Annotated in this window: 15 protein-coding genes; 6 read left to right on the forward strand and 9 right to left on the reverse strand. The window is 65.1% G+C overall.

Features of this window, described 5'->3' with window-relative positions:
* Window positions 1-59: 59 nt before the first annotated feature.
* The 3 genes from bamA to fabZ all read left to right on the forward strand — a co-directional run bounded on the left by bamA (window position 60) and on the right by fabZ (window position 4,268).
* The gene (bamA, locus tag ACVWW6_RS26790; RefSeq protein ID WP_011087621.1) at window positions 60-2,594 is read left to right on the forward strand and encodes an outer membrane protein assembly factor BamA; all 2,535 of its coding nucleotides are present in this window, start codon (window positions 60-62) and stop codon (window positions 2,592-2,594) included.
* Window positions 2,595-2,742: 148 nt separating this feature from the next.
* Window positions 2,743-3,810, forward strand: coding sequence for a UDP-3-O-(3-hydroxymyristoyl)glucosamine N-acyltransferase (gene lpxD / locus ACVWW6_RS26795; RefSeq protein WP_011087620.1), 1,068 nt, complete (start codon window positions 2,743-2,745; stop codon window positions 3,808-3,810).
* On the forward strand, window positions 3,807-4,268 hold the full coding sequence (fabZ, locus tag ACVWW6_RS26800; RefSeq protein ID WP_011087619.1) for a 3-hydroxyacyl-ACP dehydratase FabZ: 462 nt from the start codon (window positions 3,807-3,809) through the stop codon (window positions 4,266-4,268). The genes lpxD and fabZ overlap by 4 nt, the downstream gene beginning before the upstream one ends.
* A 25-nt stretch (window positions 4,269-4,293) precedes the next feature.
* Here the strand turns inward: fabZ and ACVWW6_RS26805 are convergent, their stop codons facing one another.
* Window positions 4,294-4,617, reverse strand: coding sequence for a KTSC domain-containing protein (locus ACVWW6_RS26805; protein WP_011087618.1), 324 nt, complete (start codon window positions 4,615-4,617; stop codon window positions 4,294-4,296).
* A 175-nt stretch (window positions 4,618-4,792) separates the two neighbouring features.
* On the opposite strand from ACVWW6_RS26805, the gene lpxA reads away from it, so the two are divergent.
* The 3 genes from lpxA to lpxB are packed head-to-tail and all read left to right on the forward strand — an operon-like array spanning window position 4,793 to window position 7,642.
* Entirely contained in the window at window positions 4,793-5,584 is a 792-nt protein-coding gene (lpxA, locus tag ACVWW6_RS26810; RefSeq protein WP_011087617.1) for an acyl-ACP--UDP-N-acetylglucosamine O-acyltransferase, read from the forward strand.
* 19 nt (window positions 5,585-5,603) lie between these two features.
* A complete protein-coding gene (locus ACVWW6_RS26815) occupies window positions 5,604-6,461 on the forward strand; it encodes an LpxI family protein (protein WP_456683182.1) in 858 nt (285 codons plus the stop codon).
* On the forward strand, window positions 6,458-7,642 hold the full coding sequence (lpxB, locus tag ACVWW6_RS26820) for a lipid-A-disaccharide synthase (protein WP_456681625.1): 1,185 nt from the start codon (window positions 6,458-6,460) through the stop codon (window positions 7,640-7,642). The genes ACVWW6_RS26815 and lpxB overlap by 4 nt, the downstream gene beginning before the upstream one ends.
* Here the strand turns inward: lpxB and ACVWW6_RS26825 are convergent.
* From ACVWW6_RS26825 to gltA, 8 genes are all read right to left on the reverse strand, one after another.
* A complete protein-coding gene (locus ACVWW6_RS26825) occupies window positions 7,639-8,406 on the reverse strand; it encodes an SDR family NAD(P)-dependent oxidoreductase (protein ID WP_182871797.1) in 768 nt (255 codons plus the stop codon). The two genes, lpxB and ACVWW6_RS26825, sit on opposite strands and share 4 nt — an antisense overlap.
* A complete protein-coding gene (locus tag ACVWW6_RS26830; RefSeq protein WP_456681626.1) occupies window positions 8,403-9,518 on the reverse strand; it encodes an ABC transporter ATP-binding protein in 1,116 nt (371 codons plus the stop codon). The genes ACVWW6_RS26825 and ACVWW6_RS26830 overlap by 4 nt, the downstream gene beginning before the upstream one ends.
* Window positions 9,519-9,528: 10 nt before the next feature.
* A complete protein-coding gene (locus ACVWW6_RS26835; protein WP_060912388.1) occupies window positions 9,529-10,386 on the reverse strand; it encodes a carbohydrate ABC transporter permease in 858 nt (285 codons plus the stop codon).
* The gene (locus ACVWW6_RS26840; protein ID WP_456681627.1) at window positions 10,379-11,302 is read right to left on the reverse strand and encodes a carbohydrate ABC transporter permease; all 924 of its coding nucleotides are present in this window, start codon (window positions 11,300-11,302) and stop codon (window positions 10,379-10,381) included. Before ACVWW6_RS26840 ends, ACVWW6_RS26835 begins: the two co-directional genes overlap by 8 nt.
* A complete protein-coding gene (locus ACVWW6_RS26845; RefSeq protein ID WP_456681628.1) occupies window positions 11,299-12,585 on the reverse strand; it encodes an ABC transporter substrate-binding protein in 1,287 nt (428 codons plus the stop codon). Before ACVWW6_RS26845 ends, ACVWW6_RS26840 begins: the two co-directional genes overlap by 4 nt.
* Before the next feature lie 58 nt (window positions 12,586-12,643).
* Window positions 12,644-13,822, reverse strand: coding sequence for an ROK family transcriptional regulator (locus tag ACVWW6_RS26850; protein WP_456683183.1), 1,179 nt, complete (start codon window positions 13,820-13,822; stop codon window positions 12,644-12,646).
* Between the two features lie 147 nt (window positions 13,823-13,969).
* Window positions 13,970-14,734, reverse strand: coding sequence for a hypothetical protein (locus ACVWW6_RS26855; RefSeq protein ID WP_028171771.1), 765 nt, complete (start codon window positions 14,732-14,734; stop codon window positions 13,970-13,972).
* A gap of 41 nt (window positions 14,735-14,775) precedes the next feature.
* Window positions 14,776-16,080 (reverse strand): citrate synthase, encoded by a 1,305-nt coding sequence (gene gltA / locus ACVWW6_RS26860; RefSeq protein WP_011087607.1) that lies wholly within the window; start codon window positions 16,078-16,080, stop codon window positions 14,776-14,778.
* Between the last annotated feature and the right edge of the window lie 24 nt (window positions 16,081-16,104).

Consider the following 16,104-nt stretch of genomic DNA (forward strand, 5'->3'; position numbering starts at 1 on the left):
AATCTCCGGACCGGCGTTGGGGTTGGGTCTGGCACGGAATGATAAGGGCGCGTTGCGCAATGAAGTTTGGACTGCGACTCCGGGGGGGCTTGCTTGCCACCCTGATCATGTTCGGCGCGCCGGTGGTTGCCCCGATTGGGGCTGCTCTTGTGTCTTCGTCTGCGCTTGCGCAGACCGTCCAGTCGATTTCCGTCGAAGGAAATCGCCGGGTCGAGGTGGAGACGATCCGCTCCTATTTCAAGCCGGGTCCGGGCGGTCGCCTGGATCAGGGCGCCATCGACGACGGCCTCAAGGCGCTGATCGAGACCGGCCTGTTCCAGGACGTGAAGATCAACCGCGGCGCCGGTGGCCAGATCGTCGTCTCCGTGGTGGAAAACCCGGTGATCGGTCGCATCGCCTTCGAGGGCAACAAGAAGATCAAGGACGAGCAGCTCGGCACTGAAGTCCAGTCCAAGGCGCGCGGCACCTTCTCCCGCGCCATGGTGCAGTCCGACACGCTGCGAATCGCCGAAATCTATCGCCGCTCCGGCCGCTACGACGTCCGCGTCACGCCCGAGGTCATCGAGCAGCCGAACAACCGCGTCGATCTCATCTTCACGATCGAGGAGGGCGCCAAGACCGGCGTCAAGTCGATCGAGTTCGTCGGCAATGTCGCGTTCTCGTCCTACCGCCTGCGGGACGTCATCAAGACGCGCGAATCGAACCTGCTGAGCTTCCTTGCCAGCGGCGACATCTACGATCCCGACCGCGTCGAGGCCGACCGCGACCTGATCCGCCGCTTCTACCTCAAGAACGGCTTCGCCGACGTCCAGGTCGTGGCCGCGCTCACCGAATACGATCCGGAGAAGAAGGGCTTCAACGTCACCTTCAAGATCGAGGAAGGCGCCCAATACCGCGTCGGCGCGCTCGACTTCCGTTCCAGCATCCCGAACTTCGATCCGAACTCGATGCGCGCCTATTCGCGCGTCAATGTCGGCTCGCTCTACAACGTCGAATCGGTCGAGAAGTCGGTCGAGGAGATGCAGATCGAGGCCTCGCGCCGTGGCTATGCCTTCGCCGTGGTCCGTCCCGGCGGCGACCGCAACTTCGAGGCGCACACCGTCTCCGTCGTGTTCAACATCGACGAGGGCCCGCGCACCTATATCGAGCGCATCAACCTGCGCGGCAACACCCGCACGCGCGACTACGTCATCCGCCGCGAGTTCGACATCTCCGAGGGCGATGCCTACAACCGCGCACTGGTCGATCGTGCCGAGCGGCGCCTGAAGAACCTCGATTATTTCAAGAGCGTGAAGATCACGACGGAGCCCGGCTCGTCCAGCGACCGCGTCATCCTGATCGTCGACATGGAAGAAAAATCGACCGGCGACTTCTCGATCTCCGGCGGTTACTCCACGACCGACGGCGCGCTTGCCGAAGTCTCGGTCTCCGAGCGCAACCTGCTCGGTCGCGGCCTGTTCGCCAAGGCGTCGGTGACCTATGGCCAGTACGCACGCGGCTATTCGCTGTCGTTCGTCGAGCCGTATCTGCTCGACTACCGCGTCGCGCTGGGCCTCGACCTCTATCAGCGTGAGCAGAAGTCCAACAGCTACATCTCCTACGGCACCAAGACGCTCGGCTTCTCGCCGCGCCTCGGCTTCTCCTTGCGTGAAGATCTGGCGCTGCAGCTGCGCTACTCGATCTATCGGCAGGAAATCACGCTGCCGTTCTACCTGGCGAACTGTAACAACATCGCCGGCCCGGCGTTCAACCCGAGCCCGGCCTTCGCTGCGTCGCAGGTTCCGCCGATCGATTTGAGCTCGACCAACGGCCTCGGCTGCTACAGCGACGGCGAAGCCTCGCTGCCGGTGCGCAAGGAGCTTGCCAACGGCAAGACCCTGACCTCGGCGCTCGGCTACTCTCTGAGCTACAACACGCTGGACAACAACAAGAACCCCACCGACGGTCTGCTCGTCGACTTCCGGCAGGACTTCGCCGGCGTCGGCGGCGACGTCACCTACCTGAAGAGCGTTATCGACGCGAAGTACTACACCCCGCTGGTGTCTGACATCGTCGCCGTCGCGCGCCTTCAGAGCGGCATCCTGACCAAGATGGGCAGCGATCTGCGGATGCTCGACCACTTCCAGATGGGCCCGAACCTCGTCCGCGGCTTTGCTCCGAACGGCATCGGCCCGCGCGACCTGAACCCCTTTGGCACGCAGGATGCGCTCGGCGGCACCAAGTACTGGGGCGCTTCGATGGAATTGCAGATGCCGTTCTGGTTCCTGCCGAAGGAAGTCGGTCTGAAGGGCGCGGTCTATGCTGACGCCGGCGGTCTGTACGACTATCAGGGACCGACGACTTGGTCGGCGACCGGTGAGACGACCACCACAAGGAACTCAAACTGCATCCCGTCCACCATCAATCCGGCGACGGCGGGCACCTGTACCGGCCTCGTGTACGACGACAGCAAGGTGATCCGCTCGTCGGTCGGTGTCGGCCTGATCTGGCAGTCGCCGTTCGGACCGCTGCGCTTCGACTATGCCGTGCCGCTCAGCAAGGGCAAGTATGACCGCACGCAGGAGTTCCGGTTCGGCGGCGGCACCTCGTTCTAATTCGATCAGCAGGGCATGATCCGGCCCCCTTGGGTTTCCCTTGGGTTTTCCTTGGGGCCGGTCTCCAATAAGATCGTGCTCAATCCGGGAGAAAAGGCATGATGCGGTTTGGCCGCTTCATGTCGAAGCCGGACCGCGACGGGGTGGAATGGCGCAGCCGACCTTCTTCACAAAGCCGCCTGCGACGGCGCTGGCCGATATTGCCACGCTGACAAAGGCGCTGCTGGTCGACCCCACCAGGGGCGATCACGTCATCACGGGCCTGGCCTCGCTCGACGAAGCCGGCCCGATGCATCTGGCGTTCTTCGACAACCTCAAATATGCCGATCAGCTCAAGGCGACCAGAGCGGGTGCCTGCCTGGTCAGCCCGCGCTTCGAGGCCCAGGTGCCCGCACACGTCGCCGTGCTGCGGGCGGCGCAGCCATTTCGCGCCTTCGTCAGGATCGCGCGGGAATGGCATGGCGACGCGCTGAGGCCGCAATCCTGGGTCGGCAATGACGGCATCGCGCCGTCGGCCATCATCGATCCCACGGCCCGGCTCGAGGACGGCGTGATCGTCGACCCCCTGGCGGTCATCGGTGCGGATGTCGAGATCGGCAGCGGCACGGTGGTCGGCGTCGGCGCCGTGATCGGCCCCGGCGTCAAGATCGGCCGGGACTGCAATGTCGGCGCCCGCACCGCCATCCAGTGCGCGCTGATCGGCAACGATGTGCTGATCCATCCGGGCTGCTCGATCGGCCAGGACGGTTACGGCTTCATCTTCTTCGGCCCTGAGGGGCACCTGAAGGTGCCGCAGACCGGGCGCGTGCTGATCCAGAACAATGTGGAGGTCGGCGCTGGCACCACCATCGATCGTGGGTCCCTGCGCGACACCGTGATCGGCGAGGGCACCAAAATCGACAACCAGGTCCAGATCGGCCACAATGTGACGATCGGCCGGAATTGCCTGCTGGCGGCCCAGATCGGGCTGGCCGGCAGTTTGACCATCGGCGACAATGTGGCGCTGGGAGCAAAGGTTGGCATCAACAATCACCTCAAGATCGGCGACGGAGCCCAGGTCACTGCGATGAGCGGCGTCAAGGACGACATCCCGCCGAACGGACGCTGGGGTGGTTTTTTCGCCAAGCCGACCAAGCAGTGGTTCAAGGAAATTATCGCGGTGGAGCGCCTGGTACGCGACAGCAGGGCCGATCCGAAGGACGAGGGACGGGAATGACGGAGGGATCTCCTATTAAGTTCGAGCTGGTGGACATCAACGCGATCCTCCAGACGCTGCCGCACCGCTTTCCGATGCTGCTGATCGACCGCGTGATCAACATCCGCGCCGATTACAGCGGCATCGGCATCAAGAACGTCACCTTCAACGAGCCGGCCTTCCAGGGGCATTTCCCCGAGCGCCCGGTCTATCCCGGCGTCATGATGATCGAGGCGATGGCGCAGACGGCGGGCGTGATCGGCATCAAGTCGGTCGAGGGCACCGAGAAACCGCGCGCGGTCTATTTCCTCACCATCGACAAGTGCAAGTTCCGCAAGCCCGTGCTCCCTGGCGATACCATCGAGTATCACATGCGCTCGCTCGGCCGCCGCAAGACCATGTGGTGGTTTCACGGCGATGCCAAGGTCAACGGCCAAGTCGTCGCCGAGGCCGACGTCGGCGCCATGCTGACCGACTGAGTGGCTTACGACCCCGCGGACGGGCTCATACGCCGCAATCGTAGCGGCTGCCCGCTGCCTCGCGTCTGATCTTCCGGTTGAAGAACTGGCCCATGGACGGCGCGCCCAGGAGGCTGTCGACCGTTTCGGGATCAACGCCGCAGTAGCGGTCATACGCGCCGTTGATCGCGACGATCAGGTCCTGCTGCGCGCGGTCGTAGCAGACGCGCTGAAGCACCGTGCTGCGGGTGATGTCGCGGCATTCGAATGTCGCGAGGTCGACGGGCCGGTGTCCGCCGGTCTCGACCGTCTCGGAGACGACCGGTGCGGCCGCGAGCTGTGCGAGCAGTATTGCCAGGGCCCTGACCACGATAGCTGAAGCTCCGCATGAACGTGTTGATGGGCCGGGAAGGCCGCCTCATCCGGCACGTGAAACACGTCGAGATCATACGTCACTGGACAGATCGGGCATAGTCGGGCTAACCAGCGGAAAACCGAACGACTTCAACACATAACCAGACCTTCTTGACGAGTTAGATTGCTTGATGAGCAAGATTGATCCCACCGCACGGGTCGAGGACGGCGCCGTGATCGGCGAGGGTACCGAGATCGGCCCCTATTGCATCATCGGCCCGAATGCCGTGATCGGCGCGAACTGCAAGCTGATCGGACAGGTCACCGTCATCGGCCACACCTCGGTCGGCGACAACTGCGTGATCTCGCCGTTCGCGGTGCTCGGCGGCGCGCCCCAGGATCTGAGCTACAAGGGCGAGCCGACCCGGCTCGAGATCGGCTCGGGCTGCACCATCCGCGAAGGCGCGACGATGAACGTCGGCACCATCAAGGGCGGCGGGCTGACGCGCGTCGGCAGCGGCGGCTACTTCATGAACAACAGCCATGTCGGCCATGACTGCATGGTCGGCGACAGCGTGATCTTCGCGACGTCGGCGACGCTCGGCGGCCATTGCGAGATCGGCGATGCCGTCTATATCGGCGGCCTGTCTGCCGTGCATCAGTTCACGCGCATCGGCCCGTATGTCATGGTCGGCGGGGTCTGCGGCGTACGCGACGACGTCATCCCTTATGGGCTGGTCAACGGTCAATATGCGGTGCTGGAGAGCCTCAACCTGATCGGCATGAAGCGGCGCAAGTTCACCAAGCAGCGGCTTGCGACCGTGCGCGCGTTCTACCAGAAGCTCTTCCACGGCCCAGGCACCTTCGCCGAGCGGCTCGAAGCGTCCAGGCCGCTGGCCGGCGAAGATCCGGCGATCGCCGAGATCCTCGGCTTCATCGGCAAGGGCAAGCGTCCGCTCTGTCTTCCCGCCATCGAGAAGTGAACCTGCGATGGCCGCGGACATGACATCGGCGGCGGCAGGGATTTCATCGCCCGTCGGCGTGGTCGCCGGCGGCGGCGCCATGCCGTTTGCGGTTGCCGACTCGCTCGCCACGCGCGGCATCACGCCGGTGCTGTTTCCGCTGCGCGGCGCCTGCGATCCGGTGCAGGTGGAAAAGTTCCGCCACCGCTGGATCTCGGTCGGCCAGCTCGGGCGCGCGATGCGGCTGTTCCGCGAGGAGGGCTGCCGTGACCTGATCTTCATCGGCACCTTGGTGCGGCCTTCGCTCTCGGAGATCCGGTTCGACTTCACGACGTTGCGGTTGCTCGGCAATGTCATCCGTGCCTTTCGCGGCGGGGACGATCATCTGCTGTCCGGCGTCGGGCGCATTCTCGAACAAGGCGGCTTTCGCATGGTCGGGATCAAGGACGTCGCGCCCGACCTCTTGATGCCCGAGGGCTGCATCAGCCGCGCCTGGCCGAGCGACACCAGCAAGACCGACATCGAGCGCGGCCGCGCGGTCCTGACCGCGCTCGGGCCGTTCGACATCGGCCAGGCTGTCGTGGTGATCGACGGTCATGTGGTGGCGGTCGAGGATATCGAGGGCACCGACGCGCTGCTCGCGCGCGTCGCGCGGCTGCGCGAGGAGGGCCGCATTCGCGCGGCGACGGGCCGCGGCGTGCTGGTGAAGGCGCCGAAGAGCAGCCAGGACCTGCGTTTCGACCTGCCGACGATCGGCCCGCGCACCATCGAGGGCGTCGCGAGAGCCGGCCTTGCCGGCATCGCCGTGATCGCCGGCAACACCATTGCCGCCGAGCCGCAGGCGATGATCGCGCTCGCTGACGCAAAGTACCTCTTCATCATCGGCCTGCCGGCATGATGCAGGGGCGCGATCCCAAGCGAAAGATCTTCCTGATCGCCACGGAGGAATCCGGCGACCGGCTCGGCAGCGCCTTGATGAAGGTGCTGCGCCAGCGCCTCGGCGACGGCGTGCAGTTCGAAGGCGTCGGCGGCCGCACCATGGCGCGCGAGGGGCTCGAGACGCTGTTCCCGATCGAGGAGCTGTCGATCGTCGGTTTCGCCGCGGTGGTGCAGCAATTGCCGAAGATCCTGCGCTTGATCCGCGAGACCGCGGACGCCGTGCTGGAGGTCGTGCCCGACGCGCTCGTCATCATCGACAGCCCCGATTTCACCCATCGCGTCGCGCGCCGCGTGCGGGCGCGCAATCCTGCGATCCCGATCGTCGACTACGTCTCGCCGCAGCTCTGGGCCTGGCGGCCGGGACGGGCGCGGACCATGCTCGGCTATGTCGATCACGTCCTCGGCCTGTTGCCGTTCGAGCCGGAGGAATACCGCAAGCTCGGCGGGCCGCCATGCAGCTATGTCGGCCATCCCCTGATCGAGCAATTGGGGTCGCTGCGGCCGAATGCGGAGGAGCAGAAGCACCGCAACAGTGAGCCGCCGGTGCTGCTGGTGCTGCCCGGCAGCCGGCGCAGCGAGATCCGGCATCATATCGAGGTGTTTGGCGCGGCGCTCGGCCGGTTGCAGGCGGAGGGGCGCGCGTTCGAACTGATGCTGCCGACCATGCCGCATCTCGAAGCCACCGTCCGCGAAGGCATCGCCAGTTGGCCGGTCAAGCCGCAGATCGTGATCGGCGAGGCCGAGAAGCGCGCCGCCTTCCGGATCGCGCACGCCGCGCTGGCGAAATCCGGCACGGTGACGCTGGAACTGGCGCTATCGGGCATTCCGATGGTGACGGCCTATCGCGTCGGCGCCATCGAGGCCTTCATCCTGCGCCGCGCGATCCGCGTCTCCTCGGTGATCCTCGCCAATCTCGTGATCGGTGAGGATGTCATTCCGGAGTTTTTGCAGGAAGACTGCACGCCGGAGAAGCTCGCGCCGGCGCTCTCTGCGTTGGTCACCGAGACGCCGCAGCGTCAGCGGCAGGTCGAAGCCTTCGCCCGGCTCGACACCATCATGTCCACTGGCAACAAATCGCCGAGCGTGCTCGCCGCCGACGTCGTGCTCGCGACGATGCGGAAGGGGCGGCGGGCGAGCTAGCCGAGGCCGCCGTCGACCTGAAAACACTGACGCGTGATGCGCTGGCTCTCATCGGAGGCGAGATACAGCGCCATGCTGGCGATGTCGTCGGGCGTCACTGCATCGGGAATGGCCTGACGCGTGCGAATCTCGGCGATGGTCTGCTCGTCGGGATACCACAGCCGGCGCTGGCGTTCGGTGATCACCATGCCGGGCGCAATGGCGTTGACGCGGATGCGGTCGGGACCGACCAGCCGCGCCAGTGAGTTGGTGAAGCCGACGATCGCCGCCTTTGCCGCGGCGTAGACCGGCAGCGCCGGCCCGCCGCGCATCCAGGCGATCGACGACATGTTGATGATCGAGCCGCCGCCGCGCGCCTGCATCTGCGGCACGACGGCTTGTGCGGCGAAGAAGACGTGCTTGAGGTTGACGCCGATCATCCAGTCGAACTCGGATGGCGTCACCTCGGCCAGCACCTGGCGCTGGTCGTTGGCGGCGTTGTTGACGAGGACCGCGGCATCGCCGAGCGATCCGTGGACCTGCGCGATCGCGGCGCGCAAGGCGTCGATGTCCAGGAGGTCGCAGGGCACGAACAGTGGTGCCGCGCCGGACGCGGCCGCCACCTCCTCGATCAGCGATCCGCCGGCCGCTTCGTCGATGTCGAGGAACGCGACGCGGGCCCCCTGGGCCGCGAAGGCGCGCACGAAGGCGGCACCGATGCCGCTGGCGCCACCGGTGATCAGCACCGCGCGGTCCGCGAGGCCGGCATAGCTCGTCTGGGTCATGCGATCAGTCGCTCCGTCTCGGGGTCGAACAGGCAGATGCGGCGGGTGTCGAGCGCGAACGGCGCCACGGCGCCCGGTGTGGGGCGGATGTCGGGCGAGATGCGCGCCTGCGCGGGCTCGCCGCCAAGCCGCAGCAGAACGATGGTCTCGGCCCCGGTGGGCTCGACCATCTCGACCGGCGCGGTGACGACGACGGGTGTGCCGGTGCTACCGGAGAACACGCGGTCCCCCTCGGCGATGCATTCCGGCCTGATCCCGAGCACCACCTCGCGGCCGACATAGGACGCCGCGGCATCGTAACCCTGGAGGCGGAGCCGAACCTCGTCCGGGCGTCCCGCGCCGATCACGACCACCGGCCCGTCGGCGTCGGCATCGAGCCGTGCGGGCATCGTGTTCATGGGCGGCGAGCCCATGAAGCGGGCGACGAACAGATTGGCGGGATAACGATACACGGTATCGGGGTCGGCAAACTGCTGCACGCTGCCCTGATGCATCACCGCGATCCGGGTCGCCATCGTCATCGCCTCGATCTGGTCGTGGGTGACATAGACGATGGTGGCGCCGATGCGCTGGTGCAGGCGCTTGATCTCCATCCGCATCTCCACGCGCAGTTTTGCGTCGAGATTAGAGAGCGGCTCGTCGAACAGGAAGAGCAGGGGATCGCGCACCAGCGCCCGGCCCATCGCCACGCGCTGACGCTGGCCGCCGGAGAGCTGCGACGGCTTGCGGCCGAGCAGGGGTTCGATCTGGAGCAGGCGAGCCACATTCGCCAGCGCTTTATCCTGCTCGGCCTTCGGCACGTGACGGCATTCCATGCCGAAGGTGATGTTCTGGCGCACCGTCATGGACGGATAGAGCGCGTAGGACTGGAACACCATGGCGATGTCGCGGTCCTTGGGCGGGACGTCGTTGACGACGCGTCCGCCGATCTCGATCGTCCCCGCGCTCGGACGATCGAGCCCGGCCACGATGTTGAGCAGCGTGGACTTGCCGCAGCCGGACGGCCCCACCAGCACGGTGAACTCGCCGCTCTCGATATCGAGATCGATGCCCTTCAGCACCTCCAGATTGGCGTAGCGCTTGGACAAGGTACGGATGCTCAGCGCTGCCATGACGGCTCCATCATTTCACGGCTCCGGCGGTCAAGCCGCGTACGAAGTACTTGCCGCCGATCAGATAGATCAGCAGGGTCGGCAGAGCGGCGATCATCACCGCGGCGCTTTGCACGCCATGCTGCGGGATATCGGCGACCGCGGCGGACAGCGCGATCAGCGCGGCGGTGACCGGCTGCTGCTGACCGGTCGTGAATGTCACGCCATAGAGAAACTCGTTCCAGATATGCGTGAACTGCCAGATCACGGTGACGACCAGGATAGGCGGCGAGAGCGGCAGGATGATGCGCCAGAAAATACGAAAGAACCCGGCGCCATCGATTCGCGCAGCTCTTATCAACTCCTGCGGGATGGCAGTGTAGTAGTTGCGGCAAAACAAGGTGGTGAAGGAAAGCCCCTGGATCGTGTGGATCACGACCAGGCCCGTCAGCGTGTTCATCAGGCCCGTATCGCGCAGCACGATGGTCCAGGGCAGCAAACGCATCTGCTGCGGAAGGAAGATGCCGAGCGTGACGATACCGTAAATCCAGCTATCGCCGCGAAAGCGCCAGAGCGAAACCGCGTAACCGGCGATCGCACCAAGCAGGGTGGAGAAGATCGTCGCGGGAATGGTCACGAGCGCGGAGTTCAGCACGTATGGCCGGATGCCGGCGCACGTCTCGGCGACGCAGAAACCGCTCCAGGCGGTGGCGTAATTGCTCCAGGCCAGATGTTGCGGCCAGCCGATCATCGACCCCTGCGCGATCTCCTCGTTGCTGCGGAGCGAATTCAGCACGACAACAGCCAGTGGCGCGAGCCATGCTACCGCGATCAAGAAAACGACGAGATAGATCAAAATCCGGCTTGGTGCGAAGGTTCGGTCACGCATGGTTCGCCCGCCGCCGCTGGACATATCGCCACGCTGCATAGGGCAGCAGCACCGCGAGAAGAATGAGCAGCATGAGCACTGCCGCCGCCGCTCCTCGTCCGAGCAGGCTGCGCTGGAACATCAGGTCATAGACGACAAGCGCCGGAAGCTGCGTCGCGATTCCAGGCCCGCCATTGGTGAGCGCGCGGACGAGGTCGAAGGTCGAAATCGCGAACTGCAGCTGGATGACGATGACGGTGATGGTGATCGGCCACAGCGTCGGCAGGATGACGCGGCGGTACATCCGGATCGGTCCGGCGCCGTCGATCTGCGCGGCCTTGATCAGGTCGGCATCGACGGAGCGGAGGCCGGCGAGGAAGAGCGCCATGGCAAAGCCCGAGGATTGCCAGATCGCAGCGATGACAATGGTCCAGATGGCCATGTCGCGGTCGATCAGCCAGTCGAACCGGAAGGAAGTCCAGCCGAGGTCGTGGACCAGCTTCTGGATTCCAAGGCCGGGGTTGAGCAGCCAGCTCCAGACCGTGCCCGTGACCACGAACGACACCGCCAGGGGGTACAGGAAGATGGATCGCAGCAGGTTCTCGCCGCGAATGCGCTGATCGAGCAGGATCGCAAGCATGAGGCCGGTCGCCAGACTCAGCAACACGAAGGCGCTGCCAAAGAGCAGCAGATTGTCGAGGGCGATCTGCCAGTTTCGCGATGCCGCAACCGCGGAATAGTTGCGCAAACCCACCCAGCCCGAGACCGGGACCAGAGTGGATGGCGTGAACGATATCCAGATCGTCCACAGCGAAAACGCAATGAGGTGCGCAGCCGACAACAGCAGCGGCACCCAGATCGTCAGAACTTCGGGCAGCCGGCGCACCACGTCAGAGGCCGCCGGCCGGCCCAGTCCTGTCGAGACGACGTCGGTCAACGTGCGCCCTCGACGGCCTCGGCGAGGCGAGTGGCCGCCTGCTCCGGCTTGATCGTCTTGTTCTTCACGTACTCCGTGATCACATCGATCATCGCCGCGGTCATCCCGTTTTCCTGCGCCATATTGTGCGCGAGGCTGAGGACCGCCTGATTGCTGGCGATGGCATCTTTCAGAGCAGCTGCGGTCCGCCGCTGACCGTCCGACCAGCCTTCGCCGGACAGATCGACATCGGTGCGCACGGGGATCGATCCCGTGATCTGCGAATACATCGTCTGGATCGCGGGATCCATGACGAGTTGGGCCATCAGCGTCTGGCCGGCTTGCAGGTCGGGCTCCTTGCGCTGCCAGAATATGAAGGCATCGGCGTTCAACAGGAAGACCGGCTTGCTATTGTCGCTGGGGCCTGGCGCGATGATGAAGTCCTCGAACTTGAAACCGGCATTGCGCAATACGCCCTGCGCCCAGCCGCCCATGATCATCATGCCCATGTCGCCGTCGATGAAGCGCTTCAGGTTGGTCGAAAAGTGTTGGGCGCCGACGTTGGGGTCCATCCAGTCGGCGATCTTGCGCACCTGTGCGAACGCGGCCTTGATCTCGGGACCCTCCAGGGTCTTCTTCTCGAGATTCATGATGGCCGCGCGGTATGCGATGGGACTGATGCCCGCCAGAGCGGCCTCGAATTTCTGCCCATCGTCGGGGCGGGTGCCGCCATTGGCGACGGGATATGCGACGCCGCCTGATTTCATCTTTTCGGCGAGATCATTGAAGTCGGCCCAGGTGACCGGGATCTTGTCGGCCTTGGCCTTGTCCATCGCGCGCCTGGAGAGGAACAGCATGTTGGTGCTGTAGATCTGCAACGGCAGCGCGATCCATTTGCCGCCCGGCTTGTGCAATTTCGCGAGGTCTGGCGCAACGACCTTCTCGTAACCTGCAGCAGCGACGACAGCGTCGAGATCGACGGTCGGGGCGATCTTCGACCAGGCCGCGATCTCGGGGCCCTTGAGCTGCGAGCATGCCGGCGGATCGCCGGCAATGATCTGAGCGCGCAGCTTGTTCATCATCTCGGTGGTGAACCCGGGGACGGGCGAGTGCTGCCAGACCCCGCCTTTCTCCTCGAATTTCTTGCCGAGCGCGGTGATCGCCGCGCCGTCGCTGCCTGCGGACCATTGCGAGATCGCGGTCAAACGCGGCTTGACCGCGCCCTGCGCGCGGGCAAAGGCCGGCAGTGCGAGCGCGGCAACGGACCCAGCGAGCAGACGGCGCCTTGTTGTTGTGATCGGCATGGCAAGTTCCTCCCGGTGTGAACTCTCTTGCGCGACAGCCGCGCAGCTTCAGGGCATCTCAGGCGGCCTCCGTCGATGCGGCCGGCATACCGCCGCGGCAAGCAAGGCAGAACGCAGCGAACGCCAGCGCGGCCCTGGGATCATTGCCATTCGAGGGCGGCACGAAAGCGAGCGACACCTGCGCATGCTCAGGGCCGCCGAGCAGGCTGGCGTCGACGCCGTCGACCAGCGCCTTTCGATCGTCCTCCGCAAGGAGCGACGGCCAGCCACTGATTGCAACGCCGCGGCATGGCTTGACGTTCAGCGTGTTGCCGATCGCGAGCCCGAGCCGGAACAGCCGCCGCCGCAGTTCCTGGCGAGCGCGCGCCGAGAGCGGGACCGCGGTCACCCAATCGCTGCCTAGCTGAAGCAGTTCGGCCTCGGAAACACCAAGGAGCTCGGCCAGGGCGGGAAGCGACGTATAGGCTTCGACGCAACCGTGATGGCCGCAGCGGCAACGCGGTCCGTCGGTGCCGAACACCATGTGGCCGAGTTCGACCGGCTGGAGTGCATCGGCCTCGGTCGGATCGTCCACCCAGGTGCCTGCGACGCCCTGGCCGACGAAGATGAAGAGATGCGCGCCGCTGAACGGATAATTCTCCCTGCGGCAGCGGTGAAAGGTGGCGTGCGCGACGACCGAGTTGGTGAACTCGACCGGCACGCCGGCAAACATCTGGGCGAGCATGGCGCCGATGCGCGCGATGTCGCAGGGGATGATCGGATTGGTCGATATGCTCAGTCGGCCGAGGCCCGGAATGGAGACGCCGATCTGCGCAAGCGTGATGCGGCGGCGCCGCGTCCAGTCACGCAGCAATGTCAGCGCCTCGCGAAACACCCTGCCGACGGACTCGGCCGTGGGCTTTGCCGGTAGCGCCACACGCTCCGTATAGTGCAACTCGCCCGACAAGGTCCCAACGCCGACGCTGAGCCACTGGCCGGTCAGCTCGACGGCCGCAAGCGCCACCGAACCATCGAGCGACACCAGGCCCGTCGGGCCGCCGACGTAAGGGGCAGGGCGCCGCACCTCCTCGATCAGGCCTTCGGCTTTCAGATCAAACAGGATGCGCGACAGGCTCGCTTCCGACAGGCGCACGGCCTTGGCCAGAGGCGGGCGAAACGAACCGCCCGACTGAAGCAGATGAGTCAAAATGGCAGCCCGCGTCTGCCGCCGACTTCTCGGCTGCTCCGGCATTTCCATCCCTGTCGTCATTCTTACTTAGTGTAAGAATTTGCGCGCGGAGCGTTTCAACTGTCAAGCGTTTGCGGGGGAGAGGCACCGACTTGTTGTTGTGCGCGGCAACAAGATTGATGAGCGCAACCTGCATTCGCAGAGCAGCGACACCACTCAGGAGAAACGGGCGACGTCGACGATGATCCGGTTGCGATTGTCCGGGTCGACCAGGACTGGCAACTCGCCCCCGACGGCGGTGCGGCTTTCGCGGCGGCTTGAACTGCTGAATGACATGCGCGTGACTGCTTCCCAACCCGGCCCGCCGCTCGGGTCGCTCACCGAGACCGTAATGTCCCACGTCCCGCCCGGCGCGCTGCTCGGTTGCACCTCGTGCGCGGTTAACACCTTCGCCGTGGTCGGGACTAAACCCAGGGCTCCAGCGCCGCCGGCGAGCGCAATCTCCATCTGCTGAGGCGTCAGGCCATTGACCAGACCGGGCGACGATGCCGAGTGCTCCACCTCGCGCCAGATGCCGGGAAACGGCCGGCGGCTTGGCGTGTCGGCCTGCTGCTCGCCGCGCAAATGCTCCGCGAGCCGTTCGGACGCGTCTCGCTCGGTCGGCACCAAATCCCATTCGATCCTGAACCGTGTGGGATCAGCGAGGTCCAGGGTGACCGGAAGCACCGTCCCGGGGCGCGGCCATTTCGGCTTGGGAACGTCGTAAGCGCTGTACCGCACGGCGGTCGCCGCGATGCGCTCCGCGGTGACGACCCCGTCAATGTCGCACCGGGGATAAAGCACCATCTCGCCGGCCGCATCGGGGAACGGCGAACAGGCCGCGACCTGCAGCCATCCCTCCACCGGGTTCGTGATCCGCATCGGCTCGCCCTGCGCTTTGCTCGCTGTTCCCGGTATCCTGCCAAACAAAAACGGCGCCATCGTGAGATGGCGCCGTTTCGAAAGCCGTGCTGGCTGAAGACTTACTTGCGATCCTTGATCGCCACGTAGTCGCGGCGGGTGACGCCGGTGTAGAGCTGGCGCGGACGGCCAATCTTCTGCTGCGGATCCTCGATCATCTCGCTCCACTGGCTGATCCAGCCGACGGTGCGGGCGACCGCGAACAGCACGGTGAACATCGAGACCGGGAAGCCCATCGCCTTCAGCGTGATGCCCGAGTAGAAGTCGACGTTCGGGTACAGCTTGCGGTCGATGAAGTACTGGTCGCTGAGCGCGATCTTCTCGAGCTCCATCGCCACCTTCAGCATCGGATCGTCGCCATGGCCGGTCTCCTTGAGCACGGCGTGACACATCTTCTGCATGATCTTGGCGCGCGGATCGTAGTTCTTGTAGACGCGATGACCGAAGCCCATCAGGCGGACTTCGCTGTTCTTGTCCTTCACCTTGGCGATGAATTCCGGAATCTTGTCGACCGAACCGATCTCGGCGAGCATCGCGAGCGCGGCTTCGTTGGCGCCGCCATGGGCCGGGCCCCAGAGGCAGGCGATGCCGGCGGCGATGCAGGCGAACGGGTTGGCGCCGGAGGAGCCGGCGATGCGCACCGTCGAGGTCGAGGCGTTCTGCTCGTGGTCGGCGTGCAGGATGAAGATCTTGTCCAGCGCGTCAGCCAGCACCGGATTGATCTTGTACTCCTCGCACGGCACGGCGAAGCACATGTGCAGGAAGTTCTCGGCGAACTTCAGCGAGTTCTTCGGATACACGAAGGGCTGGCCGATCGTGTACTTGTAGGCCATCGCCGCCAGCGTCGGGATCTTCGCGATCATGCGCATGGAAGCGATCATGCGCTGCTTCGGGTCGTTGATGTCGGTGGAGTCGTGGTAGAACGCGGCGAGCGCGCCGACGGAGGCCACCATCACGGCCATCGGATGGGCGTCGCGGCGGAAGCCCTGGAAGAAGCGGGCCATCTGCTCGTGCACCATCGTGTGATGGATCACGCGGTCGTCGAAATCCTTCTTCTGCGCGGCGGTCGGCAGGTTCCCGTAGAGCAGGAGGTAGCAGGTCTCCAGGAAGTCGCCGTTCTCGGCGAGCTGCTCGATCGGATAGCCGCGGTATTCCAGCACGCCCGCGTCGCCGTCGATATAGGTGATCTTGGACTGGCAGCTCGCGGTCGAGGTGAAGCCCGGGTCATAGGTGAACAGGCCCGACTGGCCGTAGAGCTTGCCGATATCGATGACATCAGGCCCGACGCTGCCGCTGTGGATCGGGAGATCGTAGTTCTTGTTTCCGACCGTCAGCGTGGCGGTCTTATTGCTTGCTTTTGCGTCCATCGTAGGTCCCCGATGTATGGTGAA

The organism is Bradyrhizobium sp. USDA 3311 (assembly GCF_054062495.1).